The sequence below is a fragment of the Actinoplanes couchii genome (assembly GCF_016862075.1).
In the GTDB taxonomy this organism is placed as follows: Bacteria; Actinomycetota; Actinomycetes; order Mycobacteriales; family Micromonosporaceae; genus Actinoplanes; species Actinoplanes couchii.
This window is the reverse complement of record NZ_BOMG01000035.1, coordinates 14,893-36,150: the sequence shown is the minus strand read 5'-3', so window position 1 is coordinate 36,150 and position 21,258 is coordinate 14,893. Positions and strand designations below refer to the sequence as shown.

Sequence of the window (21,258 nt, the reverse complement as noted above, 5' to 3'; positions counted from 1 at the left end):
GCATGGCCGCCGGTCAGGTATCGGCGCTGCGTCGGCGCATCCGCACCGTCAAGTCGACCAAGAAGATCACCAAGGCGCAGGAGCTGGTCGCCACCAGCCGGATCGCGAAGGCCCAGGAACGGGTCAACGCCTCCCGGCCGTACTCCCTGGCGATCACCAAGGTGCTCGGCGCTCTGGCGTCGAACGCCTCGGTCGACAACCCGCTGCTGACCGCGCGTGAGCGCGTTCAGCGGGCGGGGGTCCTACTGATCACCAGTGACCGGGGCCTGGCCGGCGCCTACAACGCCAACGCCATCCGTACCGCCGAGCAGCTGATCGCTGAGCTGAAGGCGGACGGCAAAGAGGTGGCGCTGTACATCGTGGGCCGGAAGGGCTTCGGGTACTACACGTTCCGCAACCGGCCGGTGGCCGCGAGCTGGACCGGATTCTCCGAGCGCCCCACGTTCGCCGACGCCAAGCGCATCGGTGACGGGCTGATCGAGGGGTTCCAGGCCGGCTCGGCGACGGAGGGGACCTTCGGGCCCGAGGGCATCGAGGGTGTGGACGAGCTCCACATCGTCAGCACCGAGTTCAAGTCCCTGATGACTCAGCAGGCCAACGCGAAGCCCCTCGCGCCGGTCGCGGTCGAGTCGCCGGAGGAGGAGAAGTCCTCCGAGCCCAAGGCGTCGTACGAGTTCGAGCCGGACGCCGACGAGTTGCTCGACGCGCTGCTGCCGAAGTACCTCAACACGCGGATCTACGCGGCGTTGCTGGACTCGGCGGCCAGTGAGTCGGCTTCGCGCCGGCGGGCGATGAAGAGCGCGTCGGACAACGCCGACGACCTTCTCAAGCGGTACACGCGCGAGATGAACTCCGCGCGGCAGGCTGCGATCACCCAGGAAATCAGTGAGATCGTCGGCGGCGCCAACGCGCTGGCCGCGGCAGGAAGTGATGTGTGATGACTGCTGTTGCTGAGCCCACCAAGGCGGAGACCGGTGTCGGCCGTGTCGTCCGGGTCATCGGCCCGGTCGTCGACGTCGAGTTCCCCCGCGACGCCATGCCCGCGATCTTCAACGCTCTGCGGGTCGATGTCACCCTCTCCGAGGGCAAGAAGACGCTGACCATGGAGGTCGCCCAGCACCTGGGTGGCAACCTGCTCCGCGCCGTCTCGATGCAGGCGACCGACGGCCTGGTCCGCGGTTCCGCGGTCACCGACACCGGCGCGCCGATCTCGGTGCCGGTCGGCGACGTGACCAAGGGCCACGTGTTCAACGCCCTCGGCGAGGTGCTCAACGTTGACCCGTCGACGCTGGACATCCAGGAGCGCTGGTCGATCCACCGCAAGCCCCCGGCGTTCGCGGACCTCGAGCCGAAGACCGAGATGCTGGAGACCGGCATCAAGGTGCTCGACCTGCTCGCGCCGTACGTGCGTGGTGGCAAGATCGGCCTGTTCGGTGGCGCGGGCGTGGGCAAGACGGTGCTCATCCAGGAGATGATCATCCGCGTTGCCCGTAACTTCGGTGGCACCTCGGTGTTCGCCGGCGTCGGCGAGCGCACCCGTGAGGGCAACGACCTCATCCTGGAGATGGACGAGGGTGGCGTTCTGGACAAGACCGCCCTGGTCTTCGGCCAGATGGACGAGCCGCCGGGCACCCGTCTCCGGGTCGCCCTGACCGCCCTGACCATGGCGGAGTACTTCCGGGACGTCCAGAACCAGGAGGTGCTGCTCTTCATCGACAACATCTTCCGGTTCACCCAGGCCGGTTCCGAGGTCTCCACCCTGCTCGGCCGTATGCCGTCGGCCGTGGGTTACCAGCCCACCCTGGCCGACGAGATGGGTGAGCTGCAGGAGCGGATCACCTCGGTCCGTGGCAAGGCGATCACCTCGCTGCAGGCGATCTACGTGCCCGCCGACGACTACACCGACCCGGCGCCGGCCACCACGTTCGCCCACCTCGACGCGACCACGAACCTCGAGCGGTCGATCTCCGACAAGGGCATCTACCCGGCCGTGGACCCGCTGGCCTCCAGCTCGCGGATCCTGGCGCCGGAGTTCGTCGGTGTCGAGCACTACACGGTGGCCCGTGAGGTCCAGCGGATCCTCCAGAAGTACAAGGACCTGCAGGACATCATCGCCATCCTCGGCATGGACGAGCTCTCCGAAGAGGACAAGGTCACGGTGCAGCGGGCTCGCCGCATCGAGCGGTTCCTCTCGCAGAACACCTACGCGGCGGAGCAGTTCACCGGTGTCGCCGGCTCGACGGTCCCGCTGAAGGAGACCATCGAGGCGTTCAAGAAGATCTCCGAGGGTGAGTACGACAACTACCCGGAGCAGGCCTTCTTCATGTGCGGTGGCCTCGAGGACCTCGAGAAGAACGCGCACGAGCTGATGAAGGGCTGACCTCGGTCAGTTCGTAGTTCGTAGGAAGAGCCGCGCCGGTGTCACACCGGCGCGGCTCTTTTGTATCGTCGTACGTCACTGTAAGTGACGAATTGACCTCTCTTCGCACACGATTCGGGTATTCTTGGCCGCGCATTCTTCCGGCAGTGGGGTATTCGAGTGTCCAAGTCTCTGAAGCGGCGTGCGCCCGTCTGGGCCCGGCTCTGTGCCGGCCTCGGGTGTGCGCTGATGGTCGGCAGCGGTGGCCTGCTGGTCACCGGGCAGGCCCTGGTCGCGCGGTACACCGGCGCCATCGAGACCGGTGGCGGCTCGCTGATCGGCGGCACGGCCTCCGCCGAGGACGACGACCGGGGCAGCGACATCACCGGCCCGGTGAACATCCTGATGGCCGGCATCGACCCCCGCGACGACACCCAGGCCCCGCGGTCCGACTCGATCATCGTGGCGCACGTGCCGGCGAGCATGGACCAGGTCTACCTCTTCTCCATCCCGCGCGACCTCTACGTGACGATCCCGCCGTTCGCGCAGACCGGCTTCGCCGGCACCACTGCCAAGGTCAATTCCGCGATGTCGTACGGCAGCTACCTCGGTGACGGCACCCACGACGTGCAGCAGGGTTTCCAGCTGCTGGCGCACACGGTCAGCGGGATCACCGGGATCCACCGTTTCGACGCCGGCACGATCATCAACTTCGGCGGGTTCAAGAAGATCGTCGAGGCGATGGGCGGCGTCACCATGACGATCGACCAGAGCGTCCGGTCCGAGCACCTGCAGCCGAACGGCAAGGGCCGGCCCAAGCGCCCGGAGTGTCTGAGCGGGGGCTGCGACCACCCGTACACGGGCCCGCAGAAGGTCTACAAGGTCGGTACCCACCACCTGCAGGCCTGGGAGGCGCTCGACTACGTACGGCAGCGCTACGGGCTGCCCAACGGCGACTACGACAGGCAGCGGCACCAGCAACAGTTCATCAAGGCGATGGCGAAACAGGCGATGAGCCGGGACGTGGTCACCGACCCCACCAAGCTGCTCGCCGTGCTGGACGCCGCCGGGGACTCGCTGACCTTCGACGGCGGCGGCAGCAGCGTGATCGACTGGGGGCTGGCGCTCAAGGGGATCAACACCGAGGACATGACGCTCGTCAAACTCCCCGGCGGCGGGCTCTACGACAACGGCCGATACCTCGGTGAGCAGCTGGATCCCTCGACTGCCGAGTTCTTCCAGGCCGTGCGCGAGGATCGGATCGCGGCGTTCCTGCTCGACCACCCGGATTACGTCGCCGCGGAGAGCTGAGACGGCACCCCGTACCACGTCGGCGTTGGCCGCCGATTAGACTTCACCCATTCGGTTCGCAGCGTCAAAGGGAGACAGCGTGGCCAACCAGCTGCACGTCGAGGTCGTCGCCGTCGAGGAGAAGGTCTGGGTCGGCGAGGCCGAGATGCTCGTCGCGCGCACCACCGAGGGCGAGATCGGTGTCCTCCCCAACCACGCACCGCTGCTCGGCCTGCTGAAGGAGCCCTCCCAGGTGCGGGTCAAGCTCGCCGGGGGCGACCAGCTCACCTACGACGTGGCCGGTGGGTTCCTCTCCATCGACGCCAACGGCGTGACGATCCTCGCCGAGAGCGCGACGCCCGCCACTCCCGAGTCTCGCTGACACCGGCGATGCGGGTTCTGGAGATCGCCGGAATCTGCGTCGTCGCGCTGCTCGCGTTTCTCTTCGCGCTCTTCTTCCGCCGCCGCCTGCTCCAGGTCGGCGGCGGAACCATTCGGTTGCAGGTGCACATCAACACGATGGTGCCCGGCCGTGGGTGGTCGCCCGGCCTCGGCCAGTTCCTCGGCGACGAGCTCCGGTTCCACCGCATGTTCAGCCTGGCGATCCGGCCCAAGCGGATCCTGGACCGGCGCTCGCTGACCGTCGAGGAGCGGCGTCTCCCGGCCGGCCCCGAGCGGCTCACCATGCCCGGCCACTGGGTCGTCCTGCGCTGCCGCACCGGGTCCACCGACCTGGAGATCGCGATGGCCGAGACCACGGTGACCGGTTTCCTCTCCTGGCTGGAGGCGGGCCCGCCCCGCGATCCCGGCAGCCTGGGCGGCCGCCCGGTCTTCGGCCCCCGCCCGACCGAGACCCCACGCCCGGCCGAGAGCTGACGCCGCCTCTCCCGGACCTTGACTCCGCGCCTGGCGAGAGCTGACGCCGCCTCTCCCGGACCGGGATCCCGCGCCCGGCCGAGAGCTGGCGCCGCCTCTTCGGGATTGGCCGTCGTGCCGCCGCCCGCGGATTCCGTAACGTCGGCGGCATGCGGATCAAAATCGTCGACGCCTTCACCGACCGGCCGTTCACCGGCGCGCCCGCCGGGGTGGTGGTGCTCGACGGCGACACCTTTCCCTCGGACGAGTGGATGCAGCGCGTCGCGATCGAGGTCAACCACGCCGAGACGGCGTTCCTGCACCGCCTCCCGGCCGGTTCCGCGGCGGATTGGGCGCTGCGCTGGTTCACCCCGGGCGCCGAGGTGGCCCTCTGCGGGCACGCCACCCTGGCCACCACCCACGTGCTGAATCGGGCCGGGCTGATCGGTGGATCCACCGGCTATCAGACCCGCAGCGGGGTGCTCACCGCCTCGGTCGACGACTCCGGCCTGATCACCCTGGACTTCCCGACCGCCCCGCTGAGCCCGGTGAAGGCCGATCCGGAGCTGGTCGCGGCGCTCGGCGTGACCCCGTCGACGGTGCTGCACACCGGTCCGCTCACCGACGACCTGCTGTTCGAGGTGGCCGACGAGGCGACGGTCCGCGGGCTCGCCCCCGACCTGCGCGCGGTGGCCCGGCTGACCCGGCGCGGGGTCATCGTCACCGCGGTGGCCGCCGGCCCGGCAGCCGGTCACGACTTCGTGTCCCGCTTCTTCGCCCCGGCCGTCGGTGTCGACGAGGACCCGGTGACCGGCAGCGCGCACACCGCCCTGACGCCGTTCTGGGCCGCCCGGCTGGGCCGCACCGAACTGACCGGTTACCAGGCCTCCCGCCGGGGCGGTCACGTCCGGGTGGCCCTGCACGGCGACCGCACCCACCTCAGCGGCCACGCCGTGACCACCATCGACGGCGACCTGCTCGTCTAGGTTCGGTGCGCCGAACACCGGCGGGGCACGAAACCTAGTCCTCGGCGACCAGTTCCACCTCGTAGCCCCAGGGGTCCTCGAGGTAGGTCGCGTACGAGTCCGGGCCGCCCGCGTGTGGGTAGCGGTCGGGGAACATCGGGGACCAGCCGTGGTCCGGGGCGAGTTCGTGCAGACGGTCGACCTCGGTGCGCGGGCCCGCGGTGAACGCCAGGTGGTTCAGTCCGGGCGCGCGTCGGTCGTGGGCCGGGCCGGACAGTGCGGGGGACTGCTCCAGCACCACGTAGGTCTCGCCGCGCCGCCAGGACCGGCCGCCCGGCCAGTCCTGGAAGCCGGTCCAGCCCAGCTCGGTGAAGAGCCAGCCCCACGGGCGGATCGCCCCGGCCAGGTCGGGCACCCACAGCTCGACGTGGTGCAGGGCTCCGGTCACCGGTCGCCGCCGGGCACCCACTTCACGTCGCCGCCCGGGTTGGCCGTGCGGGACAGGATGAACAGCAGGTCGGAGAGCCGGTTCAGGTACTTCAGCGGGAGCACACTGGTCCGGTCCGGCTCCAGCTCGTACAGCGCCCATGCGGTCCGCTCGGCCCGGCGCGCCACCGTCCGGGCCACGTGCAGCAGCGCCGCACCGGGGGTGCCACCCGGCAGGATGAAGCTGTCCAGCGCGGTGAGCCGCTCGTTGAACTCGTCACACCAGGTCTCGAGCCGGGTCACGTAGGCCTCGGTGATCCGCAGCGGCGGGTAGGGCGGGTCCTCGGCCAGCGGGTTGCCCAGGTCGGCCCCGAGGTCGAAGAGGTCGTTCTGGACGGTGGCGAGCACCGCCCGGACGTCCTCGGGGAGGTCGCCGAGCGCGAGCGCGACGCCCAGCGCGGCGTTGCACTCGTCGGCGTCGGCGTACGCGGCGATCCGGGGTGAGGTCTTCGGCGCGACCTCGTTGTTGACCAGCCTCGTCTCGCCGGCGTCGCCGGTGCGGGTGTAGATGCGGGTGAGATGCACAGCCATGGGGGACACCCTACGAGGCGCGGGTGTGCTCCGGCCCATACCATGGCCCGCGTGGATGTGATCAGGGTTAAGGGTGGTGCACGGCTCGCCGGCGACGTCGTGGTGGGCGGGGCGAAGAACTCGGCGCTCAAGCTGATGGCCGTCGCGCTGCTGGCCGAGGGCCGCAGTGTGGTGTCGAACGTGCCCCGGATCACCGACATAGCGATCATGGCCGAGGTGCTGCGCCGGCTCGGCTGCGACGTCACGCTGGACGGCACCGAGGCGATCATCGACGTGCCCGCCGAGCCGGGCAGCGAGGCCGACTACGACCTGGTGCGGCGGCTGCGCGCGTCGATCTGTGTGCTGGGCCCGCTGCTGGCCCGCCGCGGCTACGTGCGGGTGGCCCTGCCCGGTGGCGACATGATCGGCTCCCGGGGCCTGGACATGCACGTCGCGGGCCTGGCCCGGATGGGCGCGGAGATCTCCGGTGAGCACGGGTTCGTGATCGCCTCGGCGCCGAAGGGCCTGCGCGGGGCGAAGATCTGGCTGGACTTCCCGAGTGTCGGCGCCACCGAGAACATCCTGATGGCGGCGGTGCTGGCCCGGGGCGTCACGGAGATCGACAACGCGGCCCGCGAGCCGGAGATCGTCGACATCTGCGAGATGCTCAACGCGATGGGCGCGAAGATCGAGGGCGCGGGCACGTCCACCCTGATCATCGAGGGTGTCGAGGGCCCGCTGAAGCCGGTGCGGCACACCACGGTCGGCGACCGGATCGTCGGCGGCACCTGGGCGTACGCGTCGGTGATGACCCGTGGCGACGTGACCGTGCACGGGGTCCGGCCGGAGTTCCTGGACGTCGCCCTGGACAAGCTGGTGACCGCGGGCGCGACCGTCGAGCCGGGTGACAACCAGTTCCGGGTGCGGATCGCCGACCGCCCGCGCGGGGTGGACATCGTGACGCTGCCCTATCCGGGGTTCGCCACCGACCTGCTGCCGATGGCGCTGGGCCTGGCCGCGGTCGCCGAGGGGTCGTCGCTGATCACCGAGAACATCTTCGACGGCCGGTTCATGTTCGTGAACGAGATGGTGCGGCTGGGCGCCGACATCCGCACCGACGGGCACCACGCCGCGGTGAACGGGCGGGAGCGGCTCTCCGGCGCCCCGGTCCGGGCCACCGACATCCGGGCCGGCGCCGGTCTGGTGATCGCCGGGCTCTGCGCCGACGGGGTGACCGAGGTGGGCGAGGTGCACCACATCGACCGTGGCTACCCGAACTTCGTCGCCGACCTGGCCGCGCTGGGTGTCGAGGTGGAACGCACCGACGTCCCCGAGCCGACTTTCGACTTCTAGGACTGTTGTCGAGCGTTCTTCTCGACAACAGTCTGGGCTTCAGATCTTCAACGAAGTTCAGAAAGACGCGACCAAGCGTCGTGCCTCCTCCACCTCTTCGGAGAAGACCAGCACGCTGACCCGGCCGTCGCGCCGGGTCGCCGTGGTGGCACGGATGCCCGCATCGGAGAGGTACCGCCGGATCTCGTCGGCCACCTCGGGCTCGCCGGTGACGGCCGCCGGCCAGAGCAGGCCGTAGTCGTCCCACTCGCCGAAGATCGCCAAACCGTCCGGTGCCGGGACGGTGGGTTGCAGGCCCATCCGCCAGAAGACCGCGCCCAGGAAGCCGACCAGCCCGACGGCGATCAGCGGTCCGATGAGGTACCAGCCGTCGCTCGTGGCCATGCGCACAGTGTGGCACCGGCGCCCGACCATTTCTGACGATTCGACCCGATCCCCAACCGAGCTGAACCTGCGTTAAGTAACGCCGGTAAACTGGCGGCTCGGCTGACGAAGGAGTGAAGAATGGCGGGTCGTCTCGCGGTCATCGGATCCGGTCTGATGGGCTCCGGCATCGCTCAGGTCTCGGCGCAGGCCGGGTGGCAGGTCACCATGCGGGACGTCGACGACGCCTCGCTCACCCGCGGCATGGGCGCGATCGAGGATTCGCTGACCCGGTTCGTCACCAAGGGCCGGATCACCGAGGAGGATCTGCAGGCCACCCTCGCCCGGATCACCCCGACCACCGACCTGGACGCGGTCGCCGACGCCGATGTGGTGATCGAGGCGATCTTCGAGAAGGTGGAGGCCAAGCACGAGGTCTTCAAGGCCCTCGACAAGATCTGCAAGGCCGGCGCGGTCCTCGGCACCAACACCTCGGCCATCCCGATCACCCAGATCGCCACCGTGACGCAGCGCCCCGAGTCGGTCGTCGGCATCCACTTCTTCTCGCCGGTCCCGATGATGAAACTGGTCGAGCTGGTCCGTGGTTACCAGACGTCGGACGAGACGCTTGCTACCGCGCGGGCGTTCGCCGAGGGGGTCGGCAAGACCTGTGTCGAGGTCAAGCGGGATGTCGCCGGGTTCGTCTCCAATCGGCTCTTCTCGGCGATCCTGGTCGAGGCGATCCAGCTGGTCGAGTCGGGTGTGGTCTCCGCCGAGGACCTGGACACCGTGATGAAACTGGGCTTCGGCCACACCATGGGCCCGCTGGCCACCGTCGACCTGACCGGCCTGGACGTGATGCTCAACGCGGCCGGCAACATCTACCGGGACACCGCGGACGCCAAGTTCTTCCCGCCGGAGCTGCTCCAGCGGATGGTCCAGGCCGGCGATCTGGGGCGCAAGACCGGCAAGGGGTTCTACGACTACAGGTAACCCTCAGCCATCGCTGTCGGCCCGGCGGTCGCGGGGTGGCCCCGCGACCGACCGCCCTCCTCGCGTCGGTTCGCACGGGGCCGTGGCCGACCCCGTACCGTCAACGGGTTGTCGCGAAGGACAGTGAGAGCAGCGTGGCCGCGACCATCCCGCCCAACAGGGTGAGGCCGATCCCGCCGATCTCCATCCGGGCGTGCAGCCGGCTGTGGGTGAGGTAAGCGGCGACCGGCACCCCGACGGACGGCGCGATCGCGAAACCGAGCCAGCCGAGCCCGCGGATCAGCGGCCCGCCCCACGTGGCGGTGTCACCGAAGGTGACGAGGCCTACCGCTACCAGACTGGCCAGCGCGGCCCCGGCGGCCCCGGTGACCGGCAGCAGCAGGAGGGCCCAGCGGGGGAGCCGGCCGGGCCCGGGCGGATGGATGGTGACGTCGATCCGGTCGGCGGCCCGGGACAGCAGCACTCGCGGCGACTGCCGGCCGGGGGCCACCACGTCCTCGCCCGGCTCCGGCCGGCGCTGCAGGGCGACCCGGGGCATCGCCTCCACCGGCGCCGGTTCGGGCACCTCGCCGAGTGCCCGGATGCGCAGGCCACGGGCCCGGCGGAGCTGATCCCAGAGCCGGGTGGCCTCGCGGTCCACGTCGATCACCTGGGCCGCCGCGGCACCGGCCCAGCGGTCGGCGGCCAGGGCGTCGCTCTCCGCACGGGCCAGCTCGCCGGCGGCCCGGGCAGCGCTGTCCTGGTAGGCCAGCTCGGCGTCGTCGAGGGCGGCGTCGCGGCGCTTGGTGACGTCGGCGAGCGCGCTGACCATCAACTGGTAGTCACGGCCGATCGGCTGGCGGTCACGTATGGTCACTGTTCACCTCGTACGGGATGATGACTTCCGGCGTGCGGTGCACCGCACTGTCGAAGAACAGCGCCCGGCGCGGCCGCGGGGTCCAGTACGGCCCGCCCGGCCGCGGGTGCAGCGGGGCCAGTTCGGAGCCGTGCACACCGAGGGCCACCCAGGCGCCGATCGGCTCGAACCGCCCGGCCAGGTCGTCGCGGAGCCGGGCCACCGACCGCCACCAGCCGAGCACGTGGATCCGCCGCTGCGGGCCGCCGGTGAGCAGCGCGCGCAGCGCCGGGCGGTGGCGGGGACCGGCCGCGTCGAGTCCGTAACCGATCACGTACCGCGGCACGTCCGACTCCGGCGGCTCGAAGTGGACGTCCGCGGCGTCGTACCAGTCGGCGGCCGGGAGTTCGGCGACCAGCCGGGTGGCCGCCGGTTCGGCCTCCGGTTCCAGGCATACCACGCTGAAGTGCGCCGGGCCCTGGGCGGCCAGCGACAGCGCGGCGGCGGCCAGCACGTCACAGGCCTCGCCGGACCGGTTCCCGAGCACCGCCAGGTTGCGTCCCGGCTCCGCCTGCAGACCCAGCCGGGCGGGCTGCGCGGTCACCTCGATCCGTTCGCCCAGCACCGCGGAGGGGACAGTGCCGGCCGCGGCGGGCACCCGCCCGGACGACCGGAAGGCCGCCGGCAGCCGGGGCACCACGGATCCGTCGAAGACCCGCGGCTCCTCGCAGCCGGCCGGCCGGCACCGCCACAGCCGGCGCTGGGTGGCGCCCCAGGCGGTGCGGTCGCCGGCGTCCGGGAGCCGGACGATCCGGTTGGCCCCGGCCAGCCCCGACTCACCGTTGACAACCGTGTGGAACCGGGGGATCAGCGACGCGGCCAGGTTGTCGGCGGCCAGCACCCGGCGGGCCTGCGGCAGGGCGATCCGGGTGGTGAACCGGTCGAAGACGGCCGGCCGCCCGGTCAGCGACTGCACCCCGTCCTGCGCGGACAGCACCAGGTGCACACGCTCCCGCCGGACCAGCTCCGCCAGCAGGGCGGTGGCCTCGTCGGCGAGCGCGTCCCGGCCGTCGAACAGCACCGGGAACTCGTCGATCACCAGTACCGTCCGGACCGCCGCCGGGGTGTCCAGATGGCGCAGCACGGCCAGCCCGAACTCCCGGTCGTGCTGCAGGTTGATCCCGGCCAGCCGCAGCTGCGGGAGCCAGCTCGGGTCGCGCGGGCCGGGAACGTACCTGGTGAACGCGTCGCCCGGCGTGAAGTCCAGCAGGTGGACCGCCAGTTCGCCGGGACCGTACCGGGTGGCCAGCGAACCCAGCCAGGTGTAGATCAGGTTGGTCTTCCCGGACCCGGCCGGCCCGCCGATCAGCAGGTGCGGGGACCGGTCACCGAGCGACAGCTCGACCAGGACGCCGTCGGTGCTGTCGCCGATCGGGGCGAGCAGACCGTCCCGGGCCGACTCCGCCCAGTGCCGGTCCGGTTCCAGGTCGGCCAGCCGGGCCGGCGGCGGGCCCTGGCGCAGCCGGTCGGCGGCCTCCCGGCAGAACGCCGCGACACGCTGCGGCGGCGGGGCCGGGTCGAGCCGGACCTCCAGCCGGTCCAGCGAACTGCACGAGGCGATCCGGTCCCGGACCGTGATCCGCTCCACCGACGGGTGCTCGGTAAGCTCCATGCCCCGGACCACCAGGTGCACCCCACGGCCCACGCCGGTACGCACGATCCGGTCCAGTTGGGCCCGCTGCGCCCGGGTCATCTCCTCGACCGTGGCCGGATCGGCGAGCAGCACCACGATCCGCCAGCCGTCCCGGTCCTCGTCCCGGCACAGGCGGTCGACCAGCTCGTCCAGCAGCGGCCCCAGCCCGCCCGGCCCGACGAACCGGGTGCCGAGCGGCGCGAAGACCGCGAGCGTCTCGCCGAGGCGCTCCGGGTCGTAGACGGTCAGCTCCACCTCGCCGGCCCGGGTGCTGCCCAGCGCCCGCAGCAGCAGCCCGGTGATCACCTCGTCGAGGGTGGACTGCGGGCCGCTCAGGTGCAGGTGCGCCCGGTCGAGCAGTGGGATCAGACCGGGCAGCGCCTCGGTCTCGTCGAAGTCGATGGTGCCGATCCGCAGCAGGCCCGGCGGGCGGCCCGGCTCGGGGTCGCTCGGCGCCCACAGTCGCCAGGACGTCCCGGCGGCCCCGGAGGCGCTGGCCGAGGCCAGGCCGCGCAGGTGCCCGGCGAGCCGGTCGGCCTCGCCGTGGAAGCGTTGCCTGATGTCCTGGCGGGCGGTCTCCCGGGCGGTGGCCAACTGGTTCAGGCAGGTGGCGTAGGCGTCCCGGACCAGCCGCCGACGGTTCTGTGCCTCGCCCCGGGCCGACTCGGCGGCGGCCAGAACCGCGCGGGCGGTGCCGCGGGCCTCGGCCAGCTCCTGCCGGATCACGGCGACCAGCGCGTTGCGGTGGCTACCCACGCGATACCCCGGCGTCCATGGTCGGGGATATTAGCCACTAAATGACCTTTTATGGGGTTTTGATGCTGCGTGTCGGGAGCTGCCGTCCCTCCATCTCCGTCCACAACCGCTCCGCCACCACCATCGCGGCCTCCCGCAGCCACTGCTTCGTGACGTCCTCCGGGACGTACCGCCGGAACCAGTCGACGACCAGCCGCGCCTCCCGGCTCAGCCCGTCCACCCGCACCCGCCGGCTGTACGGATTCAGCCCGAGCACACAGCAGAACTGCAGCACGTTGTAGTGCCGCCAATCGTCGGTCGTCCCGAACGGACCGGCCGGCCGCAGCTCCGACACACACTCCCGCAGCACCGCCCGCAGCGCGCCGGCCCGGGCCCGCGGCTGATCCTCCCGGCCCGCCAGCCGCAACCCCACCAGCGGCAGATCCGTCAGCGGGCTGCGGGCCAGCCGGTTCAGATCCCCGAAATCGGTCAGCGCCCGCCGGGTCAGCCGCAGGAACTCCGGCTCGCCCAGCGCCTCCAGCCGCCGCGGCTCCCGGCGGCGCAGCAGCGCGTCCGCGTTCAGGAACAGCGCCGACCGGTCCGCCCGCAACCCGGAATCGTCACCCAGCGCCAGCCGATCCATCGCCCGGCGCACCAGATCACCCAGCCCGGCCACCGTGGCACCGGCCGCCACCACCACGAACTGCAGCACCGTCACCACGTCTTTGTCGCCGGCCAGCCAGATCGTCAGCCCGGCCGGCACCCCCAGCAGCAGCGCCGCCGTCAAGCCGCCGGCCAGCGACCGGCGCACGTCCGGGCCCAGCCGCTCACCCGACTCGGCCGCGTGCGCCACCGCCATCAGATAGCCGAACACCAGCAGATCCACGCCGATCGCGGCGATCGCCGGAACCTCGCCGCCGAACGGGAACAGCAGCAGCGCCAGGCCGGCCGTGTACAGCACCGCCATCGACGTCAGGGCCAGCGGCAGCGACACCGGCGACACCTGGGCCCGCATCCGCCACAGCAGGACCAGCGCGCCCACCAGCGGCGCCAGCACCACCAGCCGGCCCACCTGCGGCAGGAACATGATGATCAGCAGGAACAGGGCGCCGAGCGTCAGCGCGCCCCGATCGATCGGGCGGCGCTCCACCGGCGTCAGCGGCAACAGCGCCACCACCGCGCCGGCCCAGCACAACGCCGGTACACACAGGAGGATCTCGGCGGCCTCCGACCCCGGGGCCACCGTCCACACGGCGACACCCAGGGCGTACGACAACAGCCCGCACGCCGGCCAGCGCAGAGACGCGCGCCGCGGATCCCGGCCGATCAGATAACAGGACAGCCACCACGTGAGGGCGAAGGCGGGTACGGCGATCGCGGGCACCGGTAGAGTCAACCAAACAGCTGCCGGGTTTCGACACCCGCGTCGCGTTCCCTTTTGCGCCGGTTACGCCGCCGGACCACCCAGACGGCCGCCCACACCATCACCACCAGGCCGATCAGCACCAGCACCGGCAGCAGAATCGCCAGAATCGACATGAGCACACTGCCGATGTCCTCGGCCGTGCTGGCCACCGGCGCCCCGAAACCGGCCGTCGCCGTGTTCACCACCGGCCGCGACGCCGCCTTCACCCCGTGCACCACCAGGGCGATCAGCACACCGGCGACGATCGGCACCCACTGGTTCGACGTGAAGAACGCGCCCGGATCGGCCACCGTCACCGTCTCCGACGCCGACCCCGTCCCGAACGCCAGACCACCCGCCGTCGGCCGGACGAACGTCTGCACCACGTCGTTCACATGATCGACGACCGGCACCTTGTCGGCCACCATCTCGATCGCCAGCAGGAACGCCAGAATCGTCAGCGTCCAGCCGTTCGACAACCAGGCCGAACCGGACGGAAGGTCGATGGCCTCGGTGTACCGCGCCAGCAGACCCATCGTCAGCAGGGGGATGTAGGCGTTCAGCCCGGCCGACGCCGCCAGACCGGTACCCGTCAATACTTCCAGCACGTTCCCAGCATGGCACCGCCACGCACGTGCCGCCCGACGGGCACCCGCCACGCTTCAGGTACCGTCGTGCGGTGCGCCTGGTCATCGCGAAATGCTCCGTGGACTATGTCGGCCGTCTTTCCGCCCACCTGCCCCCGGCGGTGCGGCTGTTGATGGTCAAAGCCGACGGGTCGGTGTCGATCCACGCCGACGACCGTGCCTACAAACCGCTCAACTGGATGAGCCCGCCCTGCAAGCTGCAGGAGGCGCCGGGCGTCTGGAAAGTGGTCAACAAGGCCGGTGAGGAATTGCGGATCACCCTGGAGGAAGTGTTCCAGGACTATTCCTATGAGTTGGGGGTCGACCCCGGACTCGTCAAGGACGGGGTGGAGGCGCACCTTCAGGAACTGCTCGCCAAACATCCCGAGACGTTCGGCGAGGGATACACGTTGGTGCGGCGGGAATACATGACCGCCATCGGCCCGGTGGACCTGTTGTTGAAGGACGCCGAGGGTAAATCGGTGGCCGTCGAGGTGAAGCGCCGAGGCGAGATCGACGGAGTCGAGCAGCTCACCCGTTACCTCGAACTCATGAACCGCGATCCGCTCCTTTCTCCTGTTGCCGGGGTTTTCGCTGCTCAGGAGATCAAGCCTCAGGCTCGGGTGCTTGCTAACGATCGTGGGATTCGTTGTGTCGTCGTTGATTACGACAAGCTTCGTGGGATGAAGAAGGACGAGCTCACTCTTTTCTGAGATTGTCGCGCTCGCCTGGTTCGGTTTTGGGGCCGGGTGACCCACTCCGGGCGGTCAGGCTTGATCCCTCCGTGGGTCACCCGGCCCCAAAACCTTTTCTGGTCACCGTGAGCATCGCGGCTTAAGGTCAATTCTCTTCTTCTTGTACGAATCTCTTACGGTGACCGTGGCGGCCACGCCAGGAATGCGATGGTCCGGCTTTCCCCGCGACTGCCGGGCCGGATGCGGTGGTCGCGGTCAACCCTTCGCCGGGGCCCGAGTCGGCCGCCTTCTCACGGTCCGCGGTCATGGCTGGGCGGTTGCTGTGGTCAGGGTGTCGGATCTGCCTGGCTGGGAAGCAAAGAAGTCCCGTTTCGGGGACCGGCGGCCGATCGTGGGGTCTCGTGGCACGGCGTGGTCTTCGGCGGTCTGGGGGTGATCGGTTCGGTGCCGCGTTCGCGGTAGGCCTGCCGGAAGGCTTCACTCATCTTTTAGATGAGCTGGGCAAAGGCCCGCTGGCTGCGGTTTCTTCCCCGGCATCTACCCGGCGCGTTCCCGTGCCTGCCCGGCTACAACAAATGGCTGCGGGCGGCGTTGCCGCTACTGAAGAAGGCAATCCGGCTGGTCGCCGCGGACACCGATCTGTGGTTCGACGATGTCTGGGTCACCGATTCCACCCCGGTCGAATGCGGCCGGTCGAGGCCGACCGTGAAACGCTCCGACCTGGCCGGCTGGGCCGTTTACGGCCACTGCTCGTCGCACTCACGATTCTTCTGGGGCCTGCGGCTGCACCTGATCTGTACTTCTTCCGGCCTACCGATCGCCTGGTCACTGGCCGATGCGAAAGCTGGCGAACGTCAGGTCCTGGCCGCTGCGCTGGAACAAGATCCCGAACTGCTCGCCGCCCGGCCGGGTCAGCTGATCATCGCGGACAAGGGACCGCGCCACCGGTCAGCCCTTGACCAGGTCATTGATCGCCTACGACCATTGACCTGGGGTAGGACTTACTCGTCCAGGCCCCGGAGCCTTCTCCGGCCACGGCGGCAGCACCGGATCGATCAACGCCCACAACTTGTCGTCAACATCCCACGGCTTGGCCACAACCCGCGAAAGAGACTGATCTTCACGCCGTCACGCTGATCACCATCGGTTCGGCAGGTCGTGTTGGGAACTTCAAGCCCGTCTCGCGCGGCCGCGGCCGGGGCCGCCTCGGCGGCGCGTCGGCGACGATCACGAGGGGCGGTCGCGAGGGGGTCAGCGGGGGGAGAGGTTCAGGCGGGTGGGGTCTGTGGTGAAGGTCAGGTAGGCCTGGGTGCCGGCTACTGCCAGGACCAGCTGGAACAGGATCATGTCGTAGGCGGCCGGCCAGCCCTGGGACAGCTGGATGACCGTGGGTACGGCCAGGATCAGCATGTCGATGCCGCTGAAGGCGTGCAGCAGCGGGCCGGTGGGCAGCGAACCCATCGGGGTGTCGATCGGGATCAGGTCGTTGCGGGCCATGCCGGAGCGGGCCGCCCGCAGGGCCGAGATCGCGCCGATCGGGCCTAGGGCCGCGCCCAGCAGCCACCACTGGCCGGGCGGGAGCGCGCCGGACGTCTGGAGCAGGGCCAGCGCCACCGTGGACCAGGTGGTGGCCAGGGCCAGCGGGATCCAGAAACGCTGCCGGACGGCCTGGCGGGAGTCCAGGCCGAGCAGGCGCAGCAGGACCGGGTTGGTGGCGTCGGTCTTGACCGTGGCGGTGGTGGCCCGCGCCGCCAGCGAGGAGCCCAGCACCAGGGTCAGGGCCAGCAGCCAGGGCGGGGCGGCGGTCAGCAGCAGCGGCAGCGCGGTGGACGCCGCCGTCCACAGCAGGCGCGGGGTGCGGCGCCGGGCCAGCAGCAGGTCCTGGGCGGTCAGCGGCGGCAGCCTGCGGTGCAGGGTGGTGGAGCGCAGGCGGCGACGGGCCCAGTAACGCCGTTCCAGCATGTCGGACAGGAACGACGGCTCCATGCTGTACGCCGTGTCGGCGAGGGTGCCGGCAGTCTTCGCGGACTCCAGGACCTCGGCGTTCGGCGTGCGCGCGATATCGCGTACCCCAGCCAGGTAGGCGGCGGTGACCAGGACCGCGAGGGCGCCGGTCAGCGGAAGCACCACGGACGTCGCGGGGGTCGCGCCGAACTCGGGCGGGGTCCAGCCGGTCACCTCGGCCACCAGGGTGGCCAGACCCAGGGCGAGCGCGACGCGGGCGACGGCATCGGTGGCCGTGGCGAGATGCGGTCGCCGTTGCGCCGCCGAAGCCAGGAGCGTCAGCAGTACGCCTACCAGCGCGCCGGTCACCACCAGCACCGCCGAGCCGGCGGCCAGCGCGTGCCCGAGCACGGCGAAGGTGATCGCGGCGGCCGACAGCCCGGCACCGGCCGCGACGGCGTGCAACGACGGGGCCAGCAGCCGGCGCCGGCTGACCGGGGCGGTGAGCAGGAAGTACGAGGCGGGCCGGCTGACCGTGACCGGGCCCAGCCGGCGCAGGCCCAGGAAGAGCAGGGCGGCGCAGACCACGGCGGCGGCCAGCGCACCGACCCCGGTGAGGTGCGGGACCAGCGGGGTGAAGACGGCGGCCAGCGGTTCGTTGAAGATCGCGATGGTGACACCGATGCAGAACACGACGGTGTACGCCGTGCCCAGGGTCTCGCCGCGCTCCCGATGCGACGCCCGGGTGCGGCGGATCCACCGGCGGACCGGCCGCAACTCGACGAGGTAGCTCACCTGTCCTCGCCGCCGGACAACTGCTCCATCGTCACGATCTCGGCACCCGAGGCGACCGCGAACTTGTCGTCGTGGCTGGCCAGCAGCAGGGAACCGCCGGTCGACAGGTACTCGGCGAGCATCCCGGCGACCATCGCCCGGCCGTCCGGGTCCAGCCGCTGCTCCGGCTCGTCCAGGATCAGCAACGAACTCGGGCGCAGCAGCACCAGGGCCAGGGTGAGGCGCTGTTTCTGCCCGGACGACAGCGACGGCGGGATGGCGTCGGCGTGCGCACCCAGCCCGAGCCGCTCCAGGGCCTCGTCGATGCCGGCGTCCTCCGGGTCCTGGCCGTGCGCACGGCAGACCAGCTCGGCGTGCTCGCGGACGGTCAGCCCCAGGTACCACGTCGGGGGCTCGACCGTGGTGGCCACCGTGGCCCAGAACGCGGGGCTGTCACCGGGCTCGGCGCCGAACACCCGGATCGCGCCCGAGTCGGGCTGCTGCAGGCTGCTGACACAACGCAGCAGTGTGGACTTGCCGATGCCGTTGTCACCGGTCACACAGACACCGGCGCCGGCCGGGACGGTGAGTCCCACGTTCACCAGCACCGGTGTCGAGCCGTAGCTCACGTACAGGTTCTCGACTTCGACCGCGGAGTGCTCGACCACGCGTACAGCCTAAGTCTCAGGGTTTGCGGCCGTAGAGCAGGCGTAGCGCCTTGACGATCTGCCGGACCTGGGCCGGAGTGCGCTCGAACGTCATCGCGGGCAGCAGCGACGGCCCGCGGCGCACGGTGATCGCCTTGGCCCGGGCGAACTCGCGCAGCCCGTCCTCGCCGTGGATCCGGCCGAAACCGGACTCGCCGACCCCGCCGAACGGCAGGTTGCCCATGCCGACGAAGGTGAGCGTGCCGTTCACCGCGACCATGCCGGAGCGCAGCCGCCGGGCGATCCGGATCGCGTTCTTCTTACCGAAGACCGAGCCACCCAGCCCGTACGGCGAATCGTTGGCCTTTTGCACCGCCTCGTCCGCATCGCGGACCTTGGTGATCGTCAGGGTCGGCCCGAACGTCTCCTCGCGCATCTCCGACGACTCCTCGGGCACGTCCACGAAGACCGTCGGCGCGACGTAGGGCGCCTGGACCGCGCCGGCGCCACCGAGCACCGCCCGGCCGCCCTTGGCGAGCGCGTCCTCGATGTGCTCCCGGATGATGTCGAGCTGCTTCGGCATGGTGATCGGCCCGATCTCCTCGCCGGTCCGCAGCTTGCCGGCCTTGGCGACCACGGCCTCGACGAACCGGTCGTAGACCGGCTCCACCGCGTACACCCGCTCGATGCCGATGCAGGTCTGCCCCGCGTTGGTCATCGCACCCCAGACCGCGGACTCGGCGGCCAGCTCCACGTCCGCGTCCGCGTCGACGATCAGCGCGTCCTTGCCGCCGGCCTCCAGCACCACCGGCACCAGGTTCTCCGCGCAGGCGGCCATCACCCGCTTGGCGGTGGCGGTCGACCCGGTGAACGAGACCTTGTTCACCCCGCCCCGGCACAGCGCCCCGCCGACGTCGCCCAGCCCGTGCACCACCTGCAGCACCGGCTGCTCCGGCACCACCTCGGCGAACGTGTCGGCCAGCCACTGCCCGACCACGGGCGTGTACTCGCTGGGTTTCAGGACGACCGCGTTGCCGGCCGCGAGCGCCCCGCTGATCGGCCCGACCGGCGTCACGATCGGGTAGTTCCACGGCCCGATCACACCGACCACGCCGTACGGCTGGTACTCCAGATGCCCGGAGTGCTCGGCCACCAGGATCCGGGTGCGGACCCGGCGCGGCCCGAGCACCCGCTTGGCGTTACGGGCCGCCCAGTCCAGATGCTCGACGGCGGCGGTGGCCTCGATCAGCCCGTCGGTGATCGGCTTGCCGGACTCCCGGTGGGTCAGCTCGGCCAGCTCCTCGATCCGCTGCACGATCAGCGAACGCCAGGTGAGCAGCCGTTTCTTGCGCCCCTCGAAGCCGAGCCCGAGCCACCAGGCGGCCGCCGCCCGCCCGCGCTCGACAGCCGCGACGACGGCCTTCTCGTCGGCGACCGGCACCCGCCCGGCTTCCTCACCGGTGGCCGGATTGGTGGAGATCAGCTGCCCGTCCTCGATCACGGGCAGGCCGGGAACATGAGTGGCCGTCATGTCCGCGAGTGTAGGGCGAATGTTACCGATGAGTCACTACGTACGCTTGACGGGTGAGCCCGCGCCGTAACCGCCCCAAGTCCTCGAAACACGAGGACCGTTCGCCCGACCGTCCCGGCATCACCGAGGACCGTGTCCAACAGTGGCAGGACGGCGATTATCTGGTGCGCAACGTGTTCGGCGCCGCGGCCGTCAAGATCTACCGCTGCCCCGGCTGCATGCAGGACATCCGTCCCGGCGTGGCCCACATCGTCGCCTGGCCGGCCGACGACCGGGGAGACCTGACCGACCGCCGCCACTGGCACTCCGGCTGCTGGCGAGCAAGAGACAGAAGAGGCCCCGGCGTGGAGCGCTCACGCAACGCCCCCCGCTATGGGTAAAGATCAGGGCATGAGCAACCAGCAGATCCGTGCCAACTCGATCCTCCCCGCACGTCGCGAGGACATCGAGCTGCACACCGCCGACGGAGTGACCCTGGTGGGCGAGCTGGCCCGCCCCCTGGACCGGGATCCGGTGGCCACCCTGGTCTGCCTGCACCCGCTCCCCACCCACGGCGGCATGATGGACAGCCACATCTACCGCAAGGCCGCGTGGCGCCTGCCCGCTCTGGCCGGCATCGCCGTGCTCCGCTTCAACACCCGCGGCACGTCGAGCACCCGGGGCACCAGCGGCGGCGAGTTCTCCAAGGCGGTGGACGAACGTTTCGACGTGGCGGCCGCCATCGAGTACGCCGAGTTCGCGGACCTCCCGAACATCTGGCTGGTCGGCTGGTCCTTCGGCACCGACCTGACCCTGATGTACGGCCTGGAGCCCACGGTCGACGGAGCGATCCTGCTCTCCCCGCCGCTGCGCTACTCGCAGCCCGAACACCTGACGGCCTGGGCGGAGGACGGCAAGCCGCTGACGGCCCTGATCCCCGAGTTCGACGACTACCTGCGCCCCGACGAGGCCAGGGAGCGTTTCGCCGCGATCCCGCAGGCAGAGGTGATCCCGATGCCGGGCGGCAAACACCTGTGGGTCGGCGACGCGGAAAAGGTGATCGACAAAATCGTCCAGCGGGTGGCCCCGCAGGTGACCACCCCGCTCCCGACCACATGGGCCGGTCCGATGGAGACCGGCGACTCGAGCGCCTACGCAGACCGCACGGTGGCGGCCTTCGACAACGTGGAGCGCTAGGTCCTGTGTGGCAGACCCCACGG

At 70.7% G+C, this 21,258-nt stretch carries 21 protein-coding genes and 1 pseudogene; 12 read left to right on the top strand and 10 right to left on the bottom strand.

Annotated elements, in window-relative coordinates:
- Window positions 1-2 precede the first annotated feature (2 nt).
- The 6 genes from Aco03nite_RS11385 to Aco03nite_RS11360 all read left to right on the top strand — a co-directional run bounded on the left by Aco03nite_RS11385 (window position 3) and on the right by Aco03nite_RS11360 (window position 5,490).
- On the top strand, window positions 3-938 hold the full coding sequence (locus Aco03nite_RS11385) for a F0F1 ATP synthase subunit gamma (protein WP_203795006.1): 936 nt from the start codon (window positions 3-5) through the stop codon (window positions 936-938).
- Window positions 938-2,380 (top strand): F0F1 ATP synthase subunit beta, encoded by a 1,443-nt coding sequence (gene atpD / locus Aco03nite_RS11380; protein ID WP_203795005.1) that lies wholly within the window; start codon window positions 938-940, stop codon window positions 2,378-2,380. Before Aco03nite_RS11385 ends, atpD begins: the two co-directional genes overlap by 1 nt.
- A 159-nt stretch (window positions 2,381-2,539) precedes the next feature.
- Window positions 2,540-3,670, top strand: coding sequence for an LCP family protein (locus Aco03nite_RS11375; protein ID WP_444978835.1), 1,131 nt, complete (start codon window positions 2,540-2,542; stop codon window positions 3,668-3,670).
- A gap of 79 nt (window positions 3,671-3,749) precedes the next feature.
- Window positions 3,750-4,031: a F0F1 ATP synthase subunit epsilon gene (locus Aco03nite_RS11370; RefSeq protein WP_203795004.1), complete on the top strand. Its 282-nt coding sequence runs from the start codon at window positions 3,750-3,752 to the stop codon at window positions 4,029-4,031.
- An 8-nt stretch (window positions 4,032-4,039) separates the two neighbouring features.
- On the top strand, window positions 4,040-4,525 hold the full coding sequence (locus Aco03nite_RS11365) for a DUF2550 domain-containing protein (protein WP_203795003.1): 486 nt from the start codon (window positions 4,040-4,042) through the stop codon (window positions 4,523-4,525).
- 149 nt (window positions 4,526-4,674) lie between these two features.
- On the top strand, window positions 4,675-5,490 hold the full coding sequence (locus Aco03nite_RS11360; protein ID WP_203795002.1) for a PhzF family phenazine biosynthesis protein: 816 nt from the start codon (window positions 4,675-4,677) through the stop codon (window positions 5,488-5,490).
- A gap of 34 nt (window positions 5,491-5,524) precedes the next feature.
- Here the strand turns inward: Aco03nite_RS11360 and Aco03nite_RS11355 are convergent, their stop codons facing one another.
- Both Aco03nite_RS11355 and Aco03nite_RS11350 read right to left on the bottom strand, forming a co-directional pair.
- Complete coding sequence (locus Aco03nite_RS11355) at window positions 5,525-5,917, bottom strand: VOC family protein (RefSeq protein ID WP_239145071.1); 393 nt, start codon at window positions 5,915-5,917, stop codon at window positions 5,525-5,527.
- The gene (locus tag Aco03nite_RS11350) at window positions 5,914-6,486 is read right to left on the bottom strand and encodes a cob(I)yrinic acid a,c-diamide adenosyltransferase (protein ID WP_203795000.1); all 573 of its coding nucleotides are present in this window, start codon (window positions 6,484-6,486) and stop codon (window positions 5,914-5,916) included. The genes Aco03nite_RS11355 and Aco03nite_RS11350 overlap by 4 nt, the downstream gene beginning before the upstream one ends.
- 42 nt (window positions 6,487-6,528) lie before the next feature.
- On the opposite strand from Aco03nite_RS11350, the gene murA reads away from it, so the two are divergent.
- A complete protein-coding gene (gene murA, locus Aco03nite_RS11345; protein ID WP_203794999.1) occupies window positions 6,529-7,818 on the top strand; it encodes a UDP-N-acetylglucosamine 1-carboxyvinyltransferase in 1,290 nt (429 codons plus the stop codon).
- Between the two features lie 57 nt (window positions 7,819-7,875).
- On the opposite strand, the gene Aco03nite_RS11340 is transcribed toward murA, so the two are convergent.
- A complete protein-coding gene (locus Aco03nite_RS11340) occupies window positions 7,876-8,202 on the bottom strand; it encodes a hypothetical protein (RefSeq protein ID WP_203794998.1) in 327 nt (108 codons plus the stop codon).
- A 120-nt stretch (window positions 8,203-8,322) separates the two neighbouring features.
- Between Aco03nite_RS11340 and Aco03nite_RS11335 the strand changes: the two genes are divergently transcribed.
- Window positions 8,323-9,174 (top strand): 3-hydroxyacyl-CoA dehydrogenase family protein, encoded by an 852-nt coding sequence (locus Aco03nite_RS11335; RefSeq protein WP_203794997.1) that lies wholly within the window; start codon window positions 8,323-8,325, stop codon window positions 9,172-9,174.
- Between the two features lie 100 nt (window positions 9,175-9,274).
- Here Aco03nite_RS11335 and Aco03nite_RS11330 read toward each other — a convergent pair whose 3' ends face one another.
- From Aco03nite_RS11330 to Aco03nite_RS11315, 4 genes are read right to left on the bottom strand one after another with little or no spacing between them, the layout of a single operon-like run.
- Complete coding sequence (locus Aco03nite_RS11330; RefSeq protein WP_203794996.1) at window positions 9,275-10,030, bottom strand: hypothetical protein; 756 nt, start codon at window positions 10,028-10,030, stop codon at window positions 9,275-9,277.
- The gene (locus Aco03nite_RS11325) at window positions 10,017-12,458 is read right to left on the bottom strand and encodes an FtsK/SpoIIIE domain-containing protein (protein ID WP_203794995.1); all 2,442 of its coding nucleotides are present in this window, start codon (window positions 12,456-12,458) and stop codon (window positions 10,017-10,019) included. Before Aco03nite_RS11325 ends, Aco03nite_RS11330 begins: the two co-directional genes overlap by 14 nt.
- 49 nt (window positions 12,459-12,507) lie before the next feature.
- Window positions 12,508-13,821: a hypothetical protein gene (locus Aco03nite_RS11320; protein ID WP_203794994.1), complete on the bottom strand. Its 1,314-nt coding sequence runs from the start codon at window positions 13,819-13,821 to the stop codon at window positions 12,508-12,510.
- 8 nt (window positions 13,822-13,829) lie between these two features.
- On the bottom strand, window positions 13,830-14,450 hold the full coding sequence (locus Aco03nite_RS11315; protein ID WP_203794993.1) for a DUF4126 domain-containing protein: 621 nt from the start codon (window positions 14,448-14,450) through the stop codon (window positions 13,830-13,832).
- A gap of 71 nt (window positions 14,451-14,521) precedes the next feature.
- Between Aco03nite_RS11315 and nucS the strand changes: the two genes are divergently transcribed.
- On the top strand, window positions 14,522-15,181 hold the full coding sequence (gene nucS / locus Aco03nite_RS11310; protein WP_203794992.1) for an endonuclease NucS: 660 nt from the start codon (window positions 14,522-14,524) through the stop codon (window positions 15,179-15,181).
- A 483-nt stretch (window positions 15,182-15,664) separates the two neighbouring features.
- Window positions 15,665-16,207, top strand: a pseudogene (locus Aco03nite_RS11305) (transposase); the annotation flags it as partial.
- 207 nt (window positions 16,208-16,414) lie between these two features.
- Here Aco03nite_RS11305 and Aco03nite_RS11300 read toward each other — a convergent pair.
- Genes Aco03nite_RS11300 through Aco03nite_RS11290 form a run of 3 tightly spaced genes read right to left on the bottom strand, consistent with a single transcriptional unit; the run spans window position 16,415 to window position 20,059 of the window.
- A complete protein-coding gene (locus Aco03nite_RS11300; protein ID WP_203794991.1) occupies window positions 16,415-17,902 on the bottom strand; it encodes a DUF6297 family protein in 1,488 nt (495 codons plus the stop codon).
- The gene (locus tag Aco03nite_RS11295; RefSeq protein ID WP_203794990.1) at window positions 17,899-18,549 is read right to left on the bottom strand and encodes an ABC transporter ATP-binding protein; all 651 of its coding nucleotides are present in this window, start codon (window positions 18,547-18,549) and stop codon (window positions 17,899-17,901) included. The genes Aco03nite_RS11300 and Aco03nite_RS11295 overlap by 4 nt, the downstream gene beginning before the upstream one ends.
- 16 nt (window positions 18,550-18,565) lie before the next feature.
- Window positions 18,566-20,059 carry an aldehyde dehydrogenase family protein gene (locus tag Aco03nite_RS11290; RefSeq protein WP_203794989.1) on the bottom strand — a complete coding sequence of 498 codons (1,494 nt, stop codon included), beginning with the start codon at window positions 20,057-20,059 and terminating at the stop codon, window positions 18,566-18,568.
- 53 nt (window positions 20,060-20,112) lie between these two features.
- Between Aco03nite_RS11290 and Aco03nite_RS11285 the strand changes: the two genes are divergently transcribed.
- Together Aco03nite_RS11285 and Aco03nite_RS11280 are read left to right on the top strand one after the other, a co-directional pair.
- A complete protein-coding gene (locus tag Aco03nite_RS11285) occupies window positions 20,113-20,439 on the top strand; it encodes an Rv1322 family protein (protein ID WP_203794988.1) in 327 nt (108 codons plus the stop codon).
- Between the two features lie 10 nt (window positions 20,440-20,449).
- On the top strand, window positions 20,450-21,235 hold the full coding sequence (locus Aco03nite_RS11280; RefSeq protein WP_203794987.1) for an alpha/beta hydrolase: 786 nt from the start codon (window positions 20,450-20,452) through the stop codon (window positions 21,233-21,235).
- Window positions 21,236-21,258: the final 23 nt, after the last annotated feature.

What these genes read in the sequence shown, in the direction of transcription:
- Aco03nite_RS11385 (WP_203795006.1), top strand. Translation starts at nt 3, where the DNA reads ATGGCCGCCGGTCAGGTATCGGCGCTGCGTCGGCGCATCCGCACCGTC.
- atpD (WP_203795005.1), top strand. Translation starts at nt 938, where the DNA reads ATGACTGCTGTTGCTGAGCCCACCAAGGCGGAGACCGGTGTCGGCCGT.
- Aco03nite_RS11365 (WP_203795003.1), top strand. Translation starts at nt 4,040, where the DNA reads ATGCGGGTTCTGGAGATCGCCGGAATCTGCGTCGTCGCGCTGCTCGCG.
- Aco03nite_RS11360 (WP_203795002.1), top strand. Translation starts at nt 4,675, where the DNA reads ATGCGGATCAAAATCGTCGACGCCTTCACCGACCGGCCGTTCACCGGC.
- Aco03nite_RS11350 (WP_203795000.1), bottom strand. Translation starts at nt 6,486, where the DNA reads ATGGCTGTGCATCTCACCCGCATCTACACCCGCACCGGCGACGCCGGC.
- murA (WP_203794999.1), top strand. Translation starts at nt 6,529, where the DNA reads ATGGCCCGCGTGGATGTGATCAGGGTTAAGGGTGGTGCACGGCTCGCC.
- Aco03nite_RS11340 (WP_203794998.1), bottom strand. Translation starts at nt 8,202, where the DNA reads ATGGCCACGAGCGACGGCTGGTACCTCATCGGACCGCTGATCGCCGTC.
- Aco03nite_RS11335 (WP_203794997.1), top strand. Translation starts at nt 8,323, where the DNA reads ATGGCGGGTCGTCTCGCGGTCATCGGATCCGGTCTGATGGGCTCCGGC.
- Aco03nite_RS11290 (WP_203794989.1), bottom strand. Translation starts at nt 20,059, where the DNA reads ATGACGGCCACTCATGTTCCCGGCCTGCCCGTGATCGAGGACGGGCAG.
- Aco03nite_RS11280 (WP_203794987.1), top strand. Translation starts at nt 20,450, where the DNA reads ATGAGCAACCAGCAGATCCGTGCCAACTCGATCCTCCCCGCACGTCGC.